This is a genomic window from Guptibacillus sedimenti (genome assembly GCF_028610665.1).
Taxonomy (GTDB): Bacteria; Bacillota; Bacilli; order Bacillales; family Guptibacillaceae; genus Guptibacillus; species Guptibacillus sedimenti.
This window is the reverse complement of sequence record NZ_JAQQWV010000005.1, coordinates 65,669-82,307: the sequence shown is the minus strand read 5'-3', so window position 1 is coordinate 82,307 and position 16,639 is coordinate 65,669. Positions and strand designations below refer to the sequence as shown.

Here is a 16,639-nt window from a genome sequence, read left to right as displayed (position 1 = left end):
GATAAGATATGAATGTAAGATTATTCAAAAATGAATAATAACTAACGAGAATATAAGACACTTTGTAAGAGAATGACTGAAAAATATTCAAAAATGAATAAGTGGGGTGTTTATTTGACAGAGTGGAACGAATATAAAGCGATCTTTCATTCTTTACAAGACGATATACTAGTAACAGATCGAAATGGAATTATCGTCAAAGTTAGTGAAGGAACGGGTATGGTGTATGGCGTGAAAGCCAGTGACTTGATGGGTAGATCTGTTTATGAGCTTGAGAAAGAGGGATTATTTACACCACTAGCAACGCCGCTAGTAGTGAAAGAAAAGAAGCGCGTCACGTTTGTACAAACCGGTCCTGATGGGAGAAAGCTTCTTGTTACCGGCCTTCCTGTTTTCAATGATAGCGGGGAGCTTGTAAGGATTGTCAGTTATTCACACGATATCACGGAATTAATGGAAATTAAGGCTGGAATGGAAGAGATGTCTTCTGAGATGGAGCGTGTTAGAAGTGAACTTGAACAGCTCAAACAACAGCAAGATGATGGAGGATTAATTGCAAGAAGTGATTCTATGAGAAAAATACTGGCTACTGGAAAGCAGGTTGCTGGAGTAGATGTGAACGTTCTTCTCCTAGGTGAATCAGGGGTAGGGAAAACAGAACTTGCACGCTACATTCATTCTAAGAGTGAACGGAGAGAGGCGCCTTTTATTGAAGTGAATTGTGGAGCAATTCCTGAGTCTTTATTTGAAGCGGAGCTTTTCGGATATGAAGATGGCGCATTTACTGGAGCTAGAAAAGGCGGCCGCATTGGTCTTGCTGAAATGGCAGCTAGTGGAACGCTTTTTCTTGATGAGATTGGAGAACTTTCGCCACAAAATCAAGTGAAGGTATTGAAACTTATACAAGAAAAACGTTTTTATCGTTTAGGAGGCAGAAAGGAGATTAGCTCAGATTTTCGAATCATCAGTGCGACGAATAAAGATTTAGAACAAGCAGTACGAGAGAAAGTGTTTCGAGAAGATTTATATTTTCGATTGAATGTTGTTCCGTTAGTGATCCCCCCTTTACGAGAGAGAAAAGAAGACATCCTTCCTCTTATCCAATCGTTTGTTGATCACTTCTGCAAAGCGTACAAACGAAAGCGGATATTGAATAAAGTTGTTATCCATGAATTAACACAGCATGTGTGGAGAGGGAATGTACGAGAATTGATGAATTTAATTGAACGCCTTATTGTTACTTCAGATGCATTCGTTATACACGAAGAAGATTTGCCTTCTACATATAAAAAAGCAGCAGAAGGTTATTCAGAAATGAATAATTTTAATGAGACATTACAAGAAACGGTAGAGAAAGTTGAGAAAGAACGCCTTGAGCAAGCAAGACGATATTTTCGTACGACAACAAAAATAGCTGAGGCGCTAGGAATGAGTCAACCCACTGTAGTTAGAAAACTCAAAAAATACAGAATAAAATAACTTGTGGCACAATACTTGCATGTTAAAAGAAGCAAAGAGTGAAAATTTCTCTTGCTTCTTTTCTAATTTATATGCAAGAATATGAATTAATATTAAATTTGTCGAAGGAGAGTGAAAAATGGAAGTTAAACAGGAAAAGTCGTATTCTCTTGAAAGTGCCAGTCAATCGGTAAATGCTTCTCATTCAAAAAAAGCATATTCGTGGTTTATCATTCCTTCTCTAATTGGTATCTTACTATTTCTTGTCCCTGTTCCTTTTAATGGGAAAATGACCATTGGTGTAGGAATTCTAGCCGAATCTATTCAAATAAAACTAGCTCCAATTCTACCTGGCTTTATGACTGCTATTCTCATTTTATCTGCTATTATACCTATTGTTACAAAAGCGTTTGAACCTAAGGCGATCATGCTTCGTCCTTTTCTTAAACAACTATTCTATGTGAACTGGTTCTGGATCGCAACGAGGTTGTTAGGAGCGCTCTTTGCGGTCATGACGTTATTTAAGTTTGGACCAGAATTTATTATTTCAGATGTTTCAGGTGGGACGATGCTGTACTCCCTTGTACCTGTTCTTGCAGCATGGTTTCTCTTTGCAGGACTTTTAATGCCACTCCTACTGGAATTTGGATTAATGGATTTCTTTGGAACAGCCCTTCGCCATGTGATGCGCCCATTATTTAAATTACCTGGTCGCTCATCCATCGATGCGCTTGCTTCCTGGATGGGGGCGGGAACCGTTGGTGTATTGATTACAACGAAACAGTATGAAGAGGGTTACTATACAAAAAGAGAAGCGGCTGTTATTGCAACAAACTTTTCGATCAATTCGATTGCATTCAGTCTTGTTGTGATTAGTTTTATTGGTTTAGAAGATATGTTTATTCCTTTTTACTTTACGGTTGTTGTTGCAGGGCTAGTTGCTGCATTTGTTTGTCCTCGAATCCCACCGCTATCTCGTAAAGCGGACACGTATTATGAAGGGACAGGAAAACAGATTTCAGAAGATGTTCCAGAAGGTGTTTCTAGCTTTAAATGGGGAATGCAGAAAGCGCTCGAGAAGGCTTCAGAAGTAAAAGGTGTTAAGTATATAGCAGGGCAAGGTGTGAATACAGTGCTAGATATTTACTTTGCTTTGATCCCACTAGTGATGGCTCTTGGTACCATTGCACTGATCATTGCTGAATTCACTCCGTTCTTTACTTATTTATCAATGCCGATTGTCCCTGTACTAGAACTGATGCAGATTCCTGAAGCAGCAGCTGCAGCTCCAGCCATGCTCGTTGGTTTTGCAGATATGTTTTTACCTGCTGTAATTGGGACGGGTATCGAAAGTGAACTTACGCGTTTTGTTATCGCGGCTGTTTCGTTAACACAACTTATCTACATGTCGGAGATTGGTATTTTGCTAGTGAAATCTAAGATTCCGATTTCAGTTCTTGAACTAGCGATTATTTTCTTACAACGTACAGTTATTACGCTTCCGATTATCGTCGTTATGGCTCATTTCTTTTTATAAAATATAACCTAAATTTAAAGGAGGAGATCACATTGTCTACATCATTTGAACAGAGATACAGCAATATGTCAGACTATCTAGCACCTAGTATGGCGAAAGATCATCCTAATTTACCTGTCGTGAAAGAAGAAGGATGCTATTACTATGGTGCTGATGGAAAGACCTACCTTGATTTTACTTCTGGGATTGCTGTTGCAAATACAGGACATCGTCACCCAAAAGTGGTACAGGCAATCAAAGATGGTGCGGATTCTCTGATGCACGGACCATCTGGAGTTATTATGTATGACTCCATTCTTCAACTAGCTGAACGACTGCAAGGAATTATGCCAAAAGGTTTGGATTGCTTTTTCTTTGCAAACAGCGGTACTGAGGCCATTGAAGGTGCATTGAAGTTAGCGAAATATGTAACGAAGCGCCAGTACGTTATTTCATTTACAGGATGTTTCCATGGTCGATCGCTGGGAGCGCTTGGTGTGAGTACATCAAAAAGCAAGTATCGAAAGTTTTTGCAACCGAATGGACTAACGTATCAAATTCCATATGCTGATACTGCTAGTTGTCCCGAAGATCAAAGCATTGAAGACTATTGTGTGAAAGAACTTGAGAAGGATTTTGAGCGTCTTTTTGATCATCAGGTTACTCCTGAGGAAGTTGCGTGTGTGATTGTGGAGCCGGTACTAGGAGAGGGCGGTTACTTAATTCCTCCGAAAGAATGGCTACAGAAAGTGAGAGAGATTTGTGATCGACACGGCATGTTACTCATTTTTGATGAGGTTCAAACAGGATTCGGGCGTACAGGGAATTGGTTTGCTGCGCAAACGTTTGATGTCACACCGGACATTATGGCGGTTGCAAAAGGAATTGCTTCTGGAATGCCATTGAGTGCTACTGTCGCTTCAAAAGAATTAATGAGTCAATGGCCAATGGGGACACATGGGACAACATTTGGCGGGAATCCAATCGCATGTTCAGCAGCGCTTGCAACTCTTGATGTGATTGAAGAGGAAGGATTACTTCAAAACTCCAGAGAAATGGGGGAATATGCTTTAGAAAAGCTGGCGTTAATAAAGGAAAAGCATCAGGTGATTGGTGATGTGCGTGGTGTAGGCTTAATGATAGGCATCGAAATTGTCGATCCTGAAACAGGTGCACCTGATGGAAACGGGATGATGCGTGTTCTAGACTTATCACTTGAAAAAGGCGTGCTATTTTATCTTTGCGGTAAGCATCAGGAAGTTATTCGAATGATTCCCCCGCTCATTATTACAAAAGAACAGCTGGATGAAGGTCTGCGCGTTTTTGAGGAAGCTGTAACTGTTTTTGAACAAGAAAAGGCTGTCCCTGTAGGATCGTAATAAGTTAACCCTATCATGAAGAGGAATGATAGGGTTTTTACTTTTATAAAACTTTCCCGTATCTAAACAAAATTCGTGCAGATTTGATCATTTCCGCGGAAATATTTATTATATCCGCGAAATATAGATGGAAAATCGATTGGAAGATTAAAACAGATATATTTCGGTTTCGTACTTGGAGATCAGGGAATTGAATAGATAGTTTTAAATAGAGAGTAAAGGAGATCCAATATGTTGGAATTTCTGATTCAATTCCTGAAAGAGCTTGGCATCTGGGGTCTTTTAATTAGCAATGCGCTTGAAGCGTCATCTTTACCTTTTCCTGGTGGTATGATGACGTTAACGTATGGTTACTTATTAAATGCTTCCATTATTGAAATGGTGGGTTTTGCATTTCTGACAAGCGTGATCTATACCATTTTTAGTTTTATTCCTTATGGGATCGGTTTGAAAGTTAAGGATAAAGTAGAGAAAAAGCTTAAGAAGAAGAAAGTAGAACGTGTACAAAAGTGGTTTAGAAAGTGTGGATCATGGAGTATTGCGATTACACGCCCGCTTGGTGTTGGGAATTATGTGTCCTACGTATCTGGTATGAGTAAAGTAAAGGCATGGGTATTTGCCGTACTTACATTTGTGGGGATCTTCCCTTGGACAATTGCGATGTTATGGATCGGAAAGAATGGAAATATCAAATCAGTCCAAGCCATTTTTGGAAGTATTCAGAAATACGTCTTCTTAATCTTATTCGTGGCAGTTATTGGATTAATTGGGTATCACTACTATCAAAAAAGGTGTAAAATTGAACACAAGAAACAGGTAATCAACACAGATCAAACGTCATGACAAGTAAGGAGAGGTTACTAATGGATCAATTAACTTATCAACTTGAAATTCCAGAAAGTAAAAATGTTACGCTTGCAGAGTTTATACATCATAAGAAATCAATGGTTGTATTTGTACGTCATCTTGGCTGACCTGTTTGTCGAGCTTATCTTACGCAGTTGCGTAAGCGCGTAAATGAAATTGAGAAGGAAGGCTTTCAGATTTTAGCGATTGCGCCTTCTAATGGCAAATACATCGGTCAGTTCACAGAAGCTTTTGGAGAGTTTCCGTTTGTTATAGCGGGTGATCCGAAAAGAGAAGCCTATCGAGGGATGGGGCATCATACAATGCCAAAGTGGAAATTACTTGGACAAGCAGCCATTGGGTTCATCACTCGTAAGATGGATGGATTTATTCCAAAAGAGCAAAAGAAGAAAGACTTTGTTCTTAAATCAATGAAAACTCAAGATGTTTATATACAAGGTGGGACATGGATTTATGATGATAGCGGGAAGTTAATTTGGCATCATATTGATCAGTCACCGGAGGATCATGCAAAAATCGATGCTGTCATTGATGTGTTAAAAAAGCATAACGCATAGCAAAATCGCTTCTAACAATGTTAGAAGCGATTTTTACGTATCAATTTATTTTAGGTGGAATATGATAGGTGGATTACTGATTCACGACTTTTCTACGAATAGCAAATGCTGTTCCAGCTACAGCGAGGGAACCTACTGTAATCCAAAGAGCTGTTAGGTCAGATGACTGCTCACTTGCACCACCCATACCCGTTTTTGGCATATCGCCAGGCATGGCTTCTCCAGCGAACTTATCTGGCATTTGTTTCACAATCGCACCGCCTAGAGATTCACCTACACCAAACATGAACGCATACCCTTCACGGAATTGATCTGTAGAAGCTTTAAAATCACCAGACATATAGGATTCAAAAGATCCGACAACTTGTTTTTCATGAGCCATAAGTGCTTTAGTTGCAGCATCAGTCGGAAGGTTTTCTTCTGTTGCTGTTCCAAGGAAAGCACCGAAATTTTCAGGGAAAGTTGTTAATAGACGTTCTTTTGCCAATTTCATCGCTTCTTCGTCTTCAGAAAGAGAGGCAACGACAAGATCTGCTTGTGCAGCGATATGATCTTCCTGCCAGATTGTTTCAAACTGAGCTGCACCCTCATCTCCGTAGATAGAACCGATTGCAGCTTTAAAGTCAGCGGTGTTTCTGTCTTCTGCCCAGTTTACGAAGTCATAGTCTTCTGATTGATCATACCCTTTTTCAAGGCCAAGGGAAGAAAGAGCAAAGTGTTCAGACGCCAAACTGTTTAGCGTTGATCGCAAATCGGCAGCTGGTGTATCAGCTTTCGTGTTTTCGAATTTATCAGGCATCTGCGTTACGATCGCATTCGATAATGCTTTACTAATTGCAAACATATGCTTATGTCCTTCTCGGAATGTGGTATAAGCTTGTTCGTAATTTCCTTCTGTATACTCATCAAATGTTGTTAAAACTTGCTCTTCATGGACTTCTAAAACATCTTCAGCAGCGTCTTTTGGAAGATTTCCTTCAGTTGCTGTATCAAGGAAAGTGGAGAATTCATCAACAAATTCATCGACTTCTTTCTCAGCTTCTTTTCGAAGTTCTGCATCATCTTCTGTTGCCGCTTTTACGAAATCTGTGGAATAATCATTGTGCCCTCTAAAAATGTCCTCAAATTGTTGCGCGGCTTCATCGCCATAAACAGATGCGATCGCTGGTGTCATGTCAGCTGCGTTTTGGTCGAGTGCTTCTGTCACTTCTTCAGCATCCTCAGTGCCATCATACGATTTGGTCATGGACGTAACAGCTAGTACAAAATGTTCGGATAAGAGTTGATCAAGTGTGGCTCGTAGATCGGCAGCTGGTGTGCTTACTGTTGGTTCTGGGTCAGCTGCACCTGCAACTGTTGGAAACAATAGGGTTAGCCCTAGAGCCGGAACCATTAATTTTTTAAATGCTTTTTTCATGTTCATTTTTTTCTTCACGCTCCTCGTTTTTTTTACCGTTTATTTTGATTACATACAGCTAACGAAGTGAAAAAGAGTTTGGATCATTTTAAGAAATATTTTTTAGAAAAGGTCATATTTTTAAATTTTCCAAAAATAAATTGGTAGATAAACTGCACTTATGGTAGTATTAAACTTCTGTCTCAGTTAAAGGCAAATCTCAGAAGGAGGTAACTGATCTTGGATCATAAGAATCAAAGTGCCTATCGAAAAGAGAAGCAGCAACTCGATCAAATTGCTGCCGAGATTACAAAACAACAAAAAACATTGGAAGGGTATCCCCGGTATTCAGGTGATAATGTAACTGAACAGGCTCTTGAAAGCATTCGTGAGGAAAATCGTCAATCACTTGCTATCGCTGCTAAAGAACCGTATTTTGCGAGAATGGATTTTCAAGAAGATGAGAAGGCATCACGCGCCTACTACATTGGGAAGGTTGGCGTAGCAGATGGTGATTCACAGGATTCTCTAGTCATTGATTGGCGAGCGCCTCTTGCAAGTATGTTCTATGCCTTTACTGGTCCAGAAGAGGATGTTTATTATTTGTCTCCAGATGGCATGATTGAGGGGAATATCGAACTAAAAAGAAACATTGTGATTCGAGATAAAGAACTTCAGCGAGTGGTGGACACTTATGTAGAAGGAAGCGATGATTTAAGTGGATCAGATGAGTTTCTACTCTATCGCCTCAGTGAAAATAAAGACAATCGCCTTCGCGACATTGTTTCTACAATACAAGCAAAACAAAATGATATTATTCGTGCAGAACGATCGACGCCCTTAATCATTCAAGGTGCAGCAGGAAGCGGGAAAACAACTGTTGCCTTGCATCGGTTAGCTTACTTGTTGTACGAGTATCGAGATACGATACAAGCAGGAAGAATGATTATTTTTGCACCGAACCGAATGTTTCTTGACTATATTTCTGGTGTTCTTCCTGAGTTAGGGGTAGGAGGAATTCAACAATCGACTTTTACTGATTGGACATTAAGCATGATTGAGGAAAAAGTGAAATTAGATGCTACAGAAGACGACCTTCAAAAATGGTTTGCGAGGGAACGGCCAGATATGAACTTAGCTGGGGGGAGAGTGAAAGGTTCGACTCTCTTTAAAGATTGGATCGATAAAGCTCTTTTCTATTATAGCCAATCCGTGGAACCAGAAGGAGACTTCATTCCATTTGAAGGAAGTAAGCTGCCTGAAGTTAAAATTCAGCAGTGGCTAGAAGATCTCTCCGCATATCCTGTTGGACGAAAGCGTGATATGATCATGAATCGTTTTAAAGTCTGGATTAAAGATGAGGTTAAGGCAATTGAAGGGAGTCATTTACAAAAAGAGTACCGTAAAGTTGCGAATACACAGCTAAACCTATATTTTAAAAAATGGCCGAAGCAAACAGCGCTTTCTTTTTATAAGGCATTGTTTCAGGCAAATCCTCCAGAGTATGTTCCTAAAACCGAACGAACGCAACTAGTAGATGAAGGAATAATATTAGGAACATCTAAGCTATTAAAAAAGAAGAACGTATCCCCATCTGACCTTGCTCCTCTCCTCTATATTCAATTTAAGTTGAATGGTGTTCATAAAGACGATGTTTTTCAGCATATCGTGATAGATGAGGCACAGGACTTTTCTCCTTTTCAATTAGCTTTGTTGATGGAAGTGAATCGATCGCAATCATTTACGATCCTAGGCGATCTATCTCAGGGTATTCATGCCTATAAAGGGATTCATCAATGGCAGGAATTCAAAGACATCTTTCAGAAAAACGAGCTGTATATTGAACTAGAACAAAGCTATCGCTCTACATTAGAAATTATTGAATTTGCCAATGAAATTATTGCGCATGCTAACATACCTGTTCAACCTGCAGTCCCTGTATTTCGTAGTGGAGAGAGTGTTACCGTTCGTAAAATAGAGAAAGAAAGTTTATTCGACCGCTTGTTTGAAACAGCTCAGGAAATGAAAAGTCGAGGGATGAAAACGATTGCCATTGTTGGAAGAACTGAAGAAGAATGTGATCAGTTGTATCAAAAGTTTGCTAACGAGAAAGATGTCAATCTTCTTACAAAAGAAGATCGCTCATATGAAGGCGACATTTCCATAGTACCGATCTATCTAACGAAGGGTTTAGAATTCGATGGGGTTATCATAGCAAATGCGAATAAAGGAAATTACGGATCCAATGTGGAAGATGCAAAACTTTTATATGTGGGTTGTACGCGAGCATTGCACGAGCTCAAATTGTTTTATACAGAGGTTCCTTCAAAGCTGTTACCAAGTTAATCAAACGTTTGTTTAAGAAATAAGAGGCGGCATTCTTGAAGAATTAGATGCACAGTATGATTTAATATACGATAAAATTTAGCTAAACTCTCACGATCTCTCTACCGATAATAAAAGTAGTTGGAAGATAAAACTGAAAAAGGCAAACCTATTGAAAGGTAGGGACGCAAAGTTATGGGCCTGCCCGCATTAATGCGAATGGCTGCCAGACTGCCAGGGGTTGAGCTCTTGGTTCAGAAAAAAGGAGAGCACACATGTGAGGAATTTATCTGTTGCTAGCGTTATTCTCTTTTTTATACTGGCCTATGTTGTACAGTCAGTTGCACTGCCTGAAGGGAAAGCCGAGGCGAGCGAAATGGATCAAGCTCTTGCTACATGGATTTGGAATACAAGGGATATTGAAACAAAACCAGTAGAAGTTCTTCAATTTATGGAAGAGAAACAAGTAAGTGACGCCTACTTACAAATCAACCGCTCAATCGCACAATCTTCCTATCGCTCATTTATTGAAAAAGCGACAGCTAAAGGGATACGTGTTCATGCGCTTGATGGAGCGCCAAACTGGGCAACCATTAAAGGAGCTACGTATCAAAGTAACTTATTTAACTGGCTAGAAGCGTATCAAGCGAATGCAGCAGAGTACCAGAAATTTAGTGGTGTTCATCTTGATATTGAGCCTTATCTCCATTCAGGATGGACGAATAATTATCAAGACACAATCGCTTTTTATCAGGATCGGTTATTAAATGCAAAAGCACGAGCGGGGAGCATGAGTATCTTGTTCGGAGTCGACACACCGTTCTGGTTTGACGAGCAATCTTATCAAAATCGTTATGGATCTGGAAATTTAGCTGAATGGATTATTCAGACAGCAGATGTAATAACATTAATGGCTTACCGAGATTGTGCAGATGGAGGCAATGGAATTATTGCGCTTGTTCGTAATGAAATCGCATTTGCTGAAGAGCATCATAAAAAAGTCTCCATCGGAGTAGAGACGGGACAAACGTCAGAAGCTTCGTATATCTCATTTTTTGAAGAAGGAGAAGCGATCATGAATGATGAGCTTCTCAAAGTAAAAACAGCTTACGAGAATTCAACGGCTTTAGATGGTTTTTCCATACATTATCTTGATAGTTGGATGGCGTTAAAACCATAGAAATGCGAAACCCCCCGGACTTTATTCCGGGGGGTTTTTTACGATTATCACAAGATGGTTTTGACTCGACCAACCTGTCCATCTTCAAGACGTACTTTAATGCCGTGTGGATGAGTTGGAGATTTTGTTAAAATATCTTTTACAATCCCTCGCGTTGTTTTCCCTGAACGCTGGTCTTGTTTCAAGACGATATCAACGGTTTTTCCAGGCGCGATATTACTTCGGTTCTGTCCGTTCATGTTTCCCCTCTTTCTCTGTCTTCCGATGCTCATCTGGCAACGGATCGACAGTATGTTTGACACTGTACCCCTTTGATACAGCCATTCCAAAAGCAGCGGCAATGACAATCGTCATAATGATTACAACGATAATGGTCGTAATAATAACCATTCCCGAACTCCTTTCCGTGCTATCTGCTTTCACTTTACCATGATTCGTTTAGTTAAGATAGAACAGGCTTTAACCTATACTTGACACTATCTATGATTTAACTAGGTCTCAGGGCTTATGCAAAGATATAGCTTTAGCTCATTATGAAAGCTTATGGCAAAAGGTAGAATAAGGATATGAAAGGAGGCGACCTTGATGAAGAAAGCAGGTTTACTATTATTAGGGATCATTGCTGCGATTGTTTTACTAGCAAACCTTGGTTCACTAGTAGGAATGATCATAAGTCTAGGTATCTTATACGTTGCAGCAAAGAAATTTCTTAAATCAGACTCAACAACTGGAAAAGTCATCTGGGGAATTATAGGGATTATCGGTTTAAGCACGGCCGTGGCAAATATGCCAGCTATCCTAGGCCTGGTAGCGGTTTATGTTCTCTATGTTATTTATAAAAAATGGGATGAGCCGGGAGAGTCAGAGGATCCATTCACTAATTTTGAAAAGCAGTGGGATGAACTTAAACGAAGCTAAAATAAAAAGGAGAGAAAATGATATGGCGAATTTACTAACCCGCATCAAACATTCAATCGAAGCTGATTTTCATAATATGCTGGACCAGAAAGAACAAAAAAATCCACTCTCTTTGTTAAATCACTATCTCAGACAGTGCGAACAGGAAGTGGAGAAGGCGGGGAAACTCGTTGAACGACAGTCGGCACTTCTAGATGAGTTTAGAAGAGAACTTGTTAAAGCGAGAAGAAATGCAGAGAAACGTGCGGGACAAACTGTTCTAGCGAGTGAAGCTGGTGAAACGGATTTATACGAATTTGCTAAACAAGAGGAAGTTCAGTATGAAGAAAGAGCAGATCGGTTATCTCAATTAGTAGATGAAGCAGGACTTGAGTTGAAGCACCTTGAACAAAAACATGAGAAGATGAAGCATAAGCTGAAAGATATGTCACTCAAGAGAATGGAGTTGATGGGGAGAGAAAATATCGTAAGAGCCCATCACAAAATGGACGTGATTCTTGAAGAGCGTCATCATCACAACCAACCATTCCATCGCTTTGATGAGATGGAAAAGTATATTGAAAGACTTGAGAAAAAGGTGAATCGAGATTATTATGTTTCGAGCATGGATATGAAATTTCATGATTTAGAAAAAAAGACCAAAAAGCAAGAAACTCATTAAAACAATCAGAGGAATAATGGTATTCTAAAAGAGGCGCATGCGCCTCTTTTGGTCATGAGCGATTCAAGAATAATCAGATAAATGGATTTAGGAATGGAGGGACACCGATGTGGAGAAATTTAAATAGCGACACTGTTAAAGGGCTTCTTATTATTGGAGTCATTCTAATATTACTAGAAGTTTCTTTAAATGGTGGCCTTCTATTCTTGTTAATCGTTTCCGGTGTATTGATTTACATGGGAAGAAAGCGTTTGCCACGAACTTCCGGAAAGGTGTTTATGGGAGGCGGTATTTTCTTTTTTGTTACAACCATTATGAACATGGTTGTTGTTAAATTTTTTCTACTCGTATTGTTAGTATATCTTGGGTTTCAACTCTATCAGTCAAAACAAAAACCTAAGAAAATCCGTCCCGTATTAGAAAAGCCAGAGCAGATGGAAGAAGATCTTGTGCAACATGAGACGATTTTTCAAAACAGATGGGTAGGAAAACAAAGGACACATGAACATGTGTATGAATGGAATGATGTGAATATCCAGGCTGGCTTTGGAGAAACGGTTATTGACTTAAGCTATACGGTCCTTCCGAAGGGCGAATCGATTATTATGATTCGTAACATCGTGGGCAAAATTCAAATTCTTGTTCCGTACGAGCTTGAAGTTAGTATTCAGCATTCTTCTATGCTCGGATCTGCCACACTATTTGAGCATGAAGAGCCTGGCATGTTCAATCAAGTCCTTTCTTACAAGACGAAAGGCTATGAGGAAGCTTCTGAGAAAGTGAAGCTTGTAACCTCCATGTTTGCAGGGGATTTAGAGGTGAAGCGCGTATGAGTGTGATACAGCGTCATATGTTCATTGGTGCGTTGCTCTCTCTCTTGCTGCTTTTCCTCTTCACTGTCTCTTACTTATCCGTCTATCCAATCGCCTCCTTCTCTCTATTATTTGAAAAAGATTTAATGGATTTACCGTTTGGGTTAATCGTTCCAATTATGACAATTATACTTGGAGGAGTTGCTGGAGGAATATCAGGATTTTACGTTAGTAAAGAGCTTCAATATGTGGCTGATACGCTTCAAGAACTGGATAAAGGACGCACGATACATAATAGAAACAGCACAGTTCTAAATGGCGTTTTTGAACAGATTAGCAAACTGCAAAATCGGATAAATGAGCAGGTGAGATTAGCTCAAAAGCTAGCGAATGAAAAAGCAGAAGATCATGAGAAGCGTGTCCAACAAGTTGTGTCAGAAGAGCGGAATCGTCTTGCGAGAGAATTACACGACTCAGTTAGCCAACAGCTTTTCGCTGCTTCAATGCTCATGAGTTCAATCACAGAGACGCGTGAGGAAGCGGATGATTTAGAAACAAAGCATCTTAAAATGGTCGAGGAAACCATTCATCAATCTCAGTTAGAAATGCGCGCTCTTTTACTTCATCTTAGACCAGCCGCTTTAAAGGATCGTTCCCTTGAAGAAGGAATAAAGGAACTTCTAAACGAATTGTCACAAAAGGTTCCAATTGATGTGAGTTGGAAACTTGAAGCTCTCGAACTAGATAAAGGTGTAGAAGACCACCTCTTTCGTATTTTACAAGAATGTGTTTCCAACACGTTGCGACATGCGAAAGCATCAACACTTGATGTTCTTCTTATTCGGCGTGAGGGGCGAACAATTTTAAGAATTGTTGATGATGGTATTGGATTTAAGATGGATGAGAAGAAAGTTACCTCATATGGTCTACAAAATATGCATGAACGAGCATTAGAAATTGGAGGCGTTCTTAAGTTAGTCAGCTTGCCACAAAAGGGGACAAGACTAGAGGTGAGCGTACCACACGTTGGGGGGGAACGAAATGATTAAGGTGTTGTTTGTTGATGATCATGAAATGGTGCGAATCGGAGTATCGTCTTATTTGTCAGCTCAAGCAGATATTACCGTTGTTGGAGAAGCAGACAATGGAAAGAAAGGGGTAGAACTGGCTCTTTCACTTCGGCCAGATATTATTCTCATGGACCTTGTAATGGAAGAGATGGATGGTATTGAAGCAACGAAGCACATTATTGCAGATTGGCCTGAAGCAAAGATTATTATTGTCACGAGCTTCATTGATGATGAGAAAGTGTATCCGGCACTTGAAGCTGGGGCTACAAGTTACATGCTAAAAACTTCAAAAGCTGTGGAAATTGCGAATGCCGTTCGAAAAACCTATCATGGAGAATCTGTACTTGAACCTGAAGTGACTGGGAAGATGATGTCACGCATGCGTAACCGGGTTCAAACGCTACCTCATGAAGAGTTAACGGAAAGAGAAATGGAAATACTCTTATTAATGGCCCAGGGTAAAGCAAACCAAACAATCGCAGATGAATGTTTTATTGCTCTTAAAACCGTGAAAGTTCATGTAAGTAATATCCTTGGTAAACTTGAGGTCCAGGATCGAACTCAGGCTGTTATTTACGCATTTAAACATAACCTTGTGAATTGATGATAAGAAAGCAAAAACAGAAAGCGTTTTTGCTTTTTTTGATGCAAAAAACAAACCATCAGCACCGAAAATTAAGAAAATTCTTGTATATCACTGTCGAAATAAGTTGATATAATAGTACTAAAAGCCTATTTATCCATTGTAACCGCTTCAATTAAAAATCTTAGGTTTAGGTTGTTTACAAAGCATTAAATCCCTATTATAATCCCGATTGTGCTTACGAAACGAAAACAAAACAACGGGAGGGATAATAGATGCTTCATCACATCAAAACTTATCTGCTAATTACTTTGGGTGCGCTCGGTGTTGCTACCCACGTTCATTTCTTCCTATCTCCTAATAGTCTTGCAACAGGGGGAGTCAGTGGTTTGTCGATTCTGATGAACCATCTTGTCCCAAACCTGTCAGTCGGAATGTTTATGATTATTTTGAACGCAGTTCTTTTGTTAGTTGGAATTCTTTTTCTCGGACCTAAATTCGGTGTTAAAACGATCTATGCAAGCTTTGCGTTATCACTTGCTGTATGGGCATTTGAGCGCTTTATCCCAGTGACTGAGCCATTTAGTCAGGATATCTTGATTCAATTGATCATTGGACAGTGTATTGCTGCAGCTGGTATGGGACTTGTTTTTCATCAGAAAGCTTCTACTGGCGGTACGGATATCATTGCGATGATTCTCAATAAATTCTTCTCAATGGAGGTTGGGAAAGCCGTTCTGGTCTCAGATATTTCAATTGCCCTATTCTCAGTCGTCTTATTTGGACCTGAAATCGGAATGTATGCAATATTTGGTGTCATTCTAAACGGCTTAGTGATTGATTATACGCTTCAAAGCTTTGAAGCAAAGAAAGAGATTGTGATCATTAGTAAAGAGAGTGAAGAAATTCGTTCCTTTATTGTTGAAGTAATTGGGAAAGGCGCTACAATTCACACAGCAAGAGGTGCGTTTACTTCAGATGAAAAAGAAGTGATTACAACGATTCTTGGAAGAAAAGATCTTCTAAAACTGAAAAAGCACGTTGGTGCGGTTGATCAAAAAGCCTTTATAACAGTTCATAGTATGAAGGAAATTCTTGGTCAGGACTTTAAATCTCTTGCTTAATTGATGAAAGCCTCGTTTCCTTTTGGAAACGAGGCTTTTATTTAGCGTTTATTTTTAATAGCATACACAATAGTGACGATGAAGATCAGTGCAGCAAGAAAGTAGGATGAATAGACGACCAGCGGTACGTCTCCATTTTGATTTTTTACGCCAATTCCAATAAAGGCCCATACAAATACGAGCGGATAAACCCAATCTTGCTCTTTCTTTAGGAAAGTAAGCGCCAATATTGTGGCGATAATTAATAGAAGGATAGTCCATAACGAATCAGATAAGCCGAAACCATCCCAGTCGATGTAGGTTAGATAATAACTAATGTTTGCGATTGTCGCTACGCTAATCCACCCAAGATATACGGAAAAAGGGAGTAAGTCAAAGAAGGATGCGTCTGCTGCTTTTGCTTTCGTGTATAGTCTGATGAGAGTTAAGAGTAAAAGAAGCATAACAATAACAGATAGTCCGAAGAATTCATAATGCCATAGGAAAATCCATAGACTATTTAGGATGGAGCTTAATACAAATAGTCCGCTCGTTTCCTGATAGACTGGCAGATCGCGACGACTTTTAGGGAATTGGCGGATAACCCATATCCCTAATAAAAGATAAATTAGTCCCCAAATACTAAACACATAACCAGCAGGTGTAAACAATACATTTAGTCTATTTGAAATTTCTCCAGTCGTTTGTCCATTTAGTGGAAGTGCATTAGCTAGCCCGTTTACCGTTACGACGATCAAGTATGCAATAAGGTTAAGAAGAAATTTACCCATAAGAACCTCCTCGTTATAGTCTA

General features: G+C 39.6%; 17 protein-coding genes and 1 riboswitch. Of the genes, 13 read left to right on the top strand and 4 right to left on the bottom strand.

Translation table 11 applies throughout. The features are described 5' to 3' along the window. Positions 1-93: 93 nt before the first annotated feature. From PQ578_RS18350 to PQ578_RS18330, 5 genes are all read left to right on the top strand, one after another. Complete coding sequence (locus tag PQ578_RS18350) at positions 94-1,479, top strand: sigma-54 interaction domain-containing protein (protein ID WP_273836022.1); 1,386 nt, start codon at positions 94-96, stop codon at positions 1,477-1,479. A gap of 118 nt (positions 1,480-1,597) precedes the next feature. Then, positions 1,598-2,995, top strand: coding sequence for a YjiH family protein (locus PQ578_RS18345; RefSeq protein ID WP_224883619.1), 1,398 nt, complete (start codon positions 1,598-1,600; stop codon positions 2,993-2,995). 32 nt (positions 2,996-3,027) lie between these two features. Continuing rightward, positions 3,028-4,353 carry an aspartate aminotransferase family protein gene (locus tag PQ578_RS18340; protein ID WP_273835884.1) on the top strand — a complete coding sequence of 442 codons (1,326 nt, stop codon included), beginning with the start codon at positions 3,028-3,030 and terminating at the stop codon, positions 4,351-4,353. Positions 4,354-4,584: 231 nt separating this feature from the next. Then, a complete protein-coding gene (locus tag PQ578_RS18335; protein WP_273835881.1) occupies positions 4,585-5,196 on the top strand; it encodes a DedA family protein in 612 nt (203 codons plus the stop codon). Positions 5,197-5,354: 158 nt separating this feature from the next. Continuing rightward, positions 5,355-5,777, top strand: a complete 423-nt coding sequence (locus tag PQ578_RS18330) for an AhpC/TSA family protein (RefSeq protein ID WP_337958029.1) — start codon at positions 5,355-5,357, stop codon at positions 5,775-5,777. A gap of 73 nt (positions 5,778-5,850) precedes the next feature. Here PQ578_RS18330 and PQ578_RS18325 read toward each other — a convergent pair whose 3' ends face one another. After that, positions 5,851-7,194: a globin family protein gene (locus PQ578_RS18325; RefSeq protein ID WP_273836021.1), complete on the bottom strand. Its 1,344-nt coding sequence runs from the start codon at positions 7,192-7,194 to the stop codon at positions 5,851-5,853. Between the two features lie 219 nt (positions 7,195-7,413). On the opposite strand from PQ578_RS18325, the gene PQ578_RS18320 reads away from it, so the two are divergent. Together PQ578_RS18320 and PQ578_RS18315 are read left to right on the top strand one after the other, a co-directional pair. Continuing rightward, entirely contained in the window at positions 7,414-9,519 is a 2,106-nt protein-coding gene (locus PQ578_RS18320) for a HelD family protein (protein WP_273835879.1), read from the top strand. A 131-nt stretch (positions 9,520-9,650) separates the two neighbouring features. Further along, positions 9,651-9,737, top strand: a riboswitch (cyclic di-GMP riboswitch). Positions 9,738-9,775: 38 nt separating this feature from the next. Then, positions 9,776-10,678 (top strand): amidase, encoded by a 903-nt coding sequence (locus PQ578_RS18315; protein ID WP_273835877.1) that lies wholly within the window; start codon positions 9,776-9,778, stop codon positions 10,676-10,678. 47 nt (positions 10,679-10,725) lie between these two features. On the opposite strand, the gene PQ578_RS18310 is transcribed toward PQ578_RS18315, so the two are convergent. Then, positions 10,726-10,917 (bottom strand): YwbE family protein, encoded by a 192-nt coding sequence (locus PQ578_RS18310; protein ID WP_224883613.1) that lies wholly within the window; start codon positions 10,915-10,917, stop codon positions 10,726-10,728. After that, on the bottom strand, positions 10,895-11,068 hold the full coding sequence (ytzI, locus tag PQ578_RS18305; RefSeq protein ID WP_224883612.1) for a YtzI protein: 174 nt from the start codon (positions 11,066-11,068) through the stop codon (positions 10,895-10,897). Before ytzI ends, PQ578_RS18310 begins: the two co-directional genes overlap by 23 nt. Positions 11,069-11,263: 195 nt before the next feature. Here ytzI and PQ578_RS18300 point away from each other — a divergent pair, with 195 nt between their 5' ends. From PQ578_RS18300 to PQ578_RS18275, 6 genes are all read left to right on the top strand, one after another. Then, positions 11,264-11,596, top strand: a complete 333-nt coding sequence (locus PQ578_RS18300; RefSeq protein ID WP_273835876.1) for a lmo0954 family membrane protein — start codon at positions 11,264-11,266, stop codon at positions 11,594-11,596. 22 nt (positions 11,597-11,618) lie between these two features. Beyond that, positions 11,619-12,257: a PspA/IM30 family protein gene (locus tag PQ578_RS18295; RefSeq protein WP_273835875.1), complete on the top strand. Its 639-nt coding sequence runs from the start codon at positions 11,619-11,621 to the stop codon at positions 12,255-12,257. A 107-nt stretch (positions 12,258-12,364) separates the two neighbouring features. Then, positions 12,365-13,090 (top strand): cell wall-active antibiotics response protein LiaF, encoded by a 726-nt coding sequence (gene liaF, locus PQ578_RS18290; protein WP_273835874.1) that lies wholly within the window; start codon positions 12,365-12,367, stop codon positions 13,088-13,090. Next, positions 13,087-14,118, top strand: coding sequence for a sensor histidine kinase (locus PQ578_RS18285; RefSeq protein WP_273835873.1), 1,032 nt, complete (start codon positions 13,087-13,089; stop codon positions 14,116-14,118). The genes liaF and PQ578_RS18285 overlap by 4 nt, the downstream gene beginning before the upstream one ends. Next, entirely contained in the window at positions 14,111-14,743 is a 633-nt protein-coding gene (locus tag PQ578_RS18280) for a response regulator (RefSeq protein WP_273835871.1), read from the top strand. Before PQ578_RS18285 ends, PQ578_RS18280 begins: the two co-directional genes overlap by 8 nt. A gap of 254 nt (positions 14,744-14,997) precedes the next feature. After that, the gene (locus PQ578_RS18275; RefSeq protein ID WP_098446253.1) at positions 14,998-15,846 is read left to right on the top strand and encodes a YitT family protein; all 849 of its coding nucleotides are present in this window, start codon (positions 14,998-15,000) and stop codon (positions 15,844-15,846) included. 41 nt (positions 15,847-15,887) lie between these two features. Here PQ578_RS18275 and PQ578_RS18270 read toward each other — a convergent pair whose 3' ends face one another. Continuing rightward, positions 15,888-16,616: a TspO/MBR family protein gene (locus PQ578_RS18270; RefSeq protein ID WP_273835870.1), complete on the bottom strand. Its 729-nt coding sequence runs from the start codon at positions 16,614-16,616 to the stop codon at positions 15,888-15,890. Between the last annotated feature and the right edge of the window lie 23 nt (positions 16,617-16,639).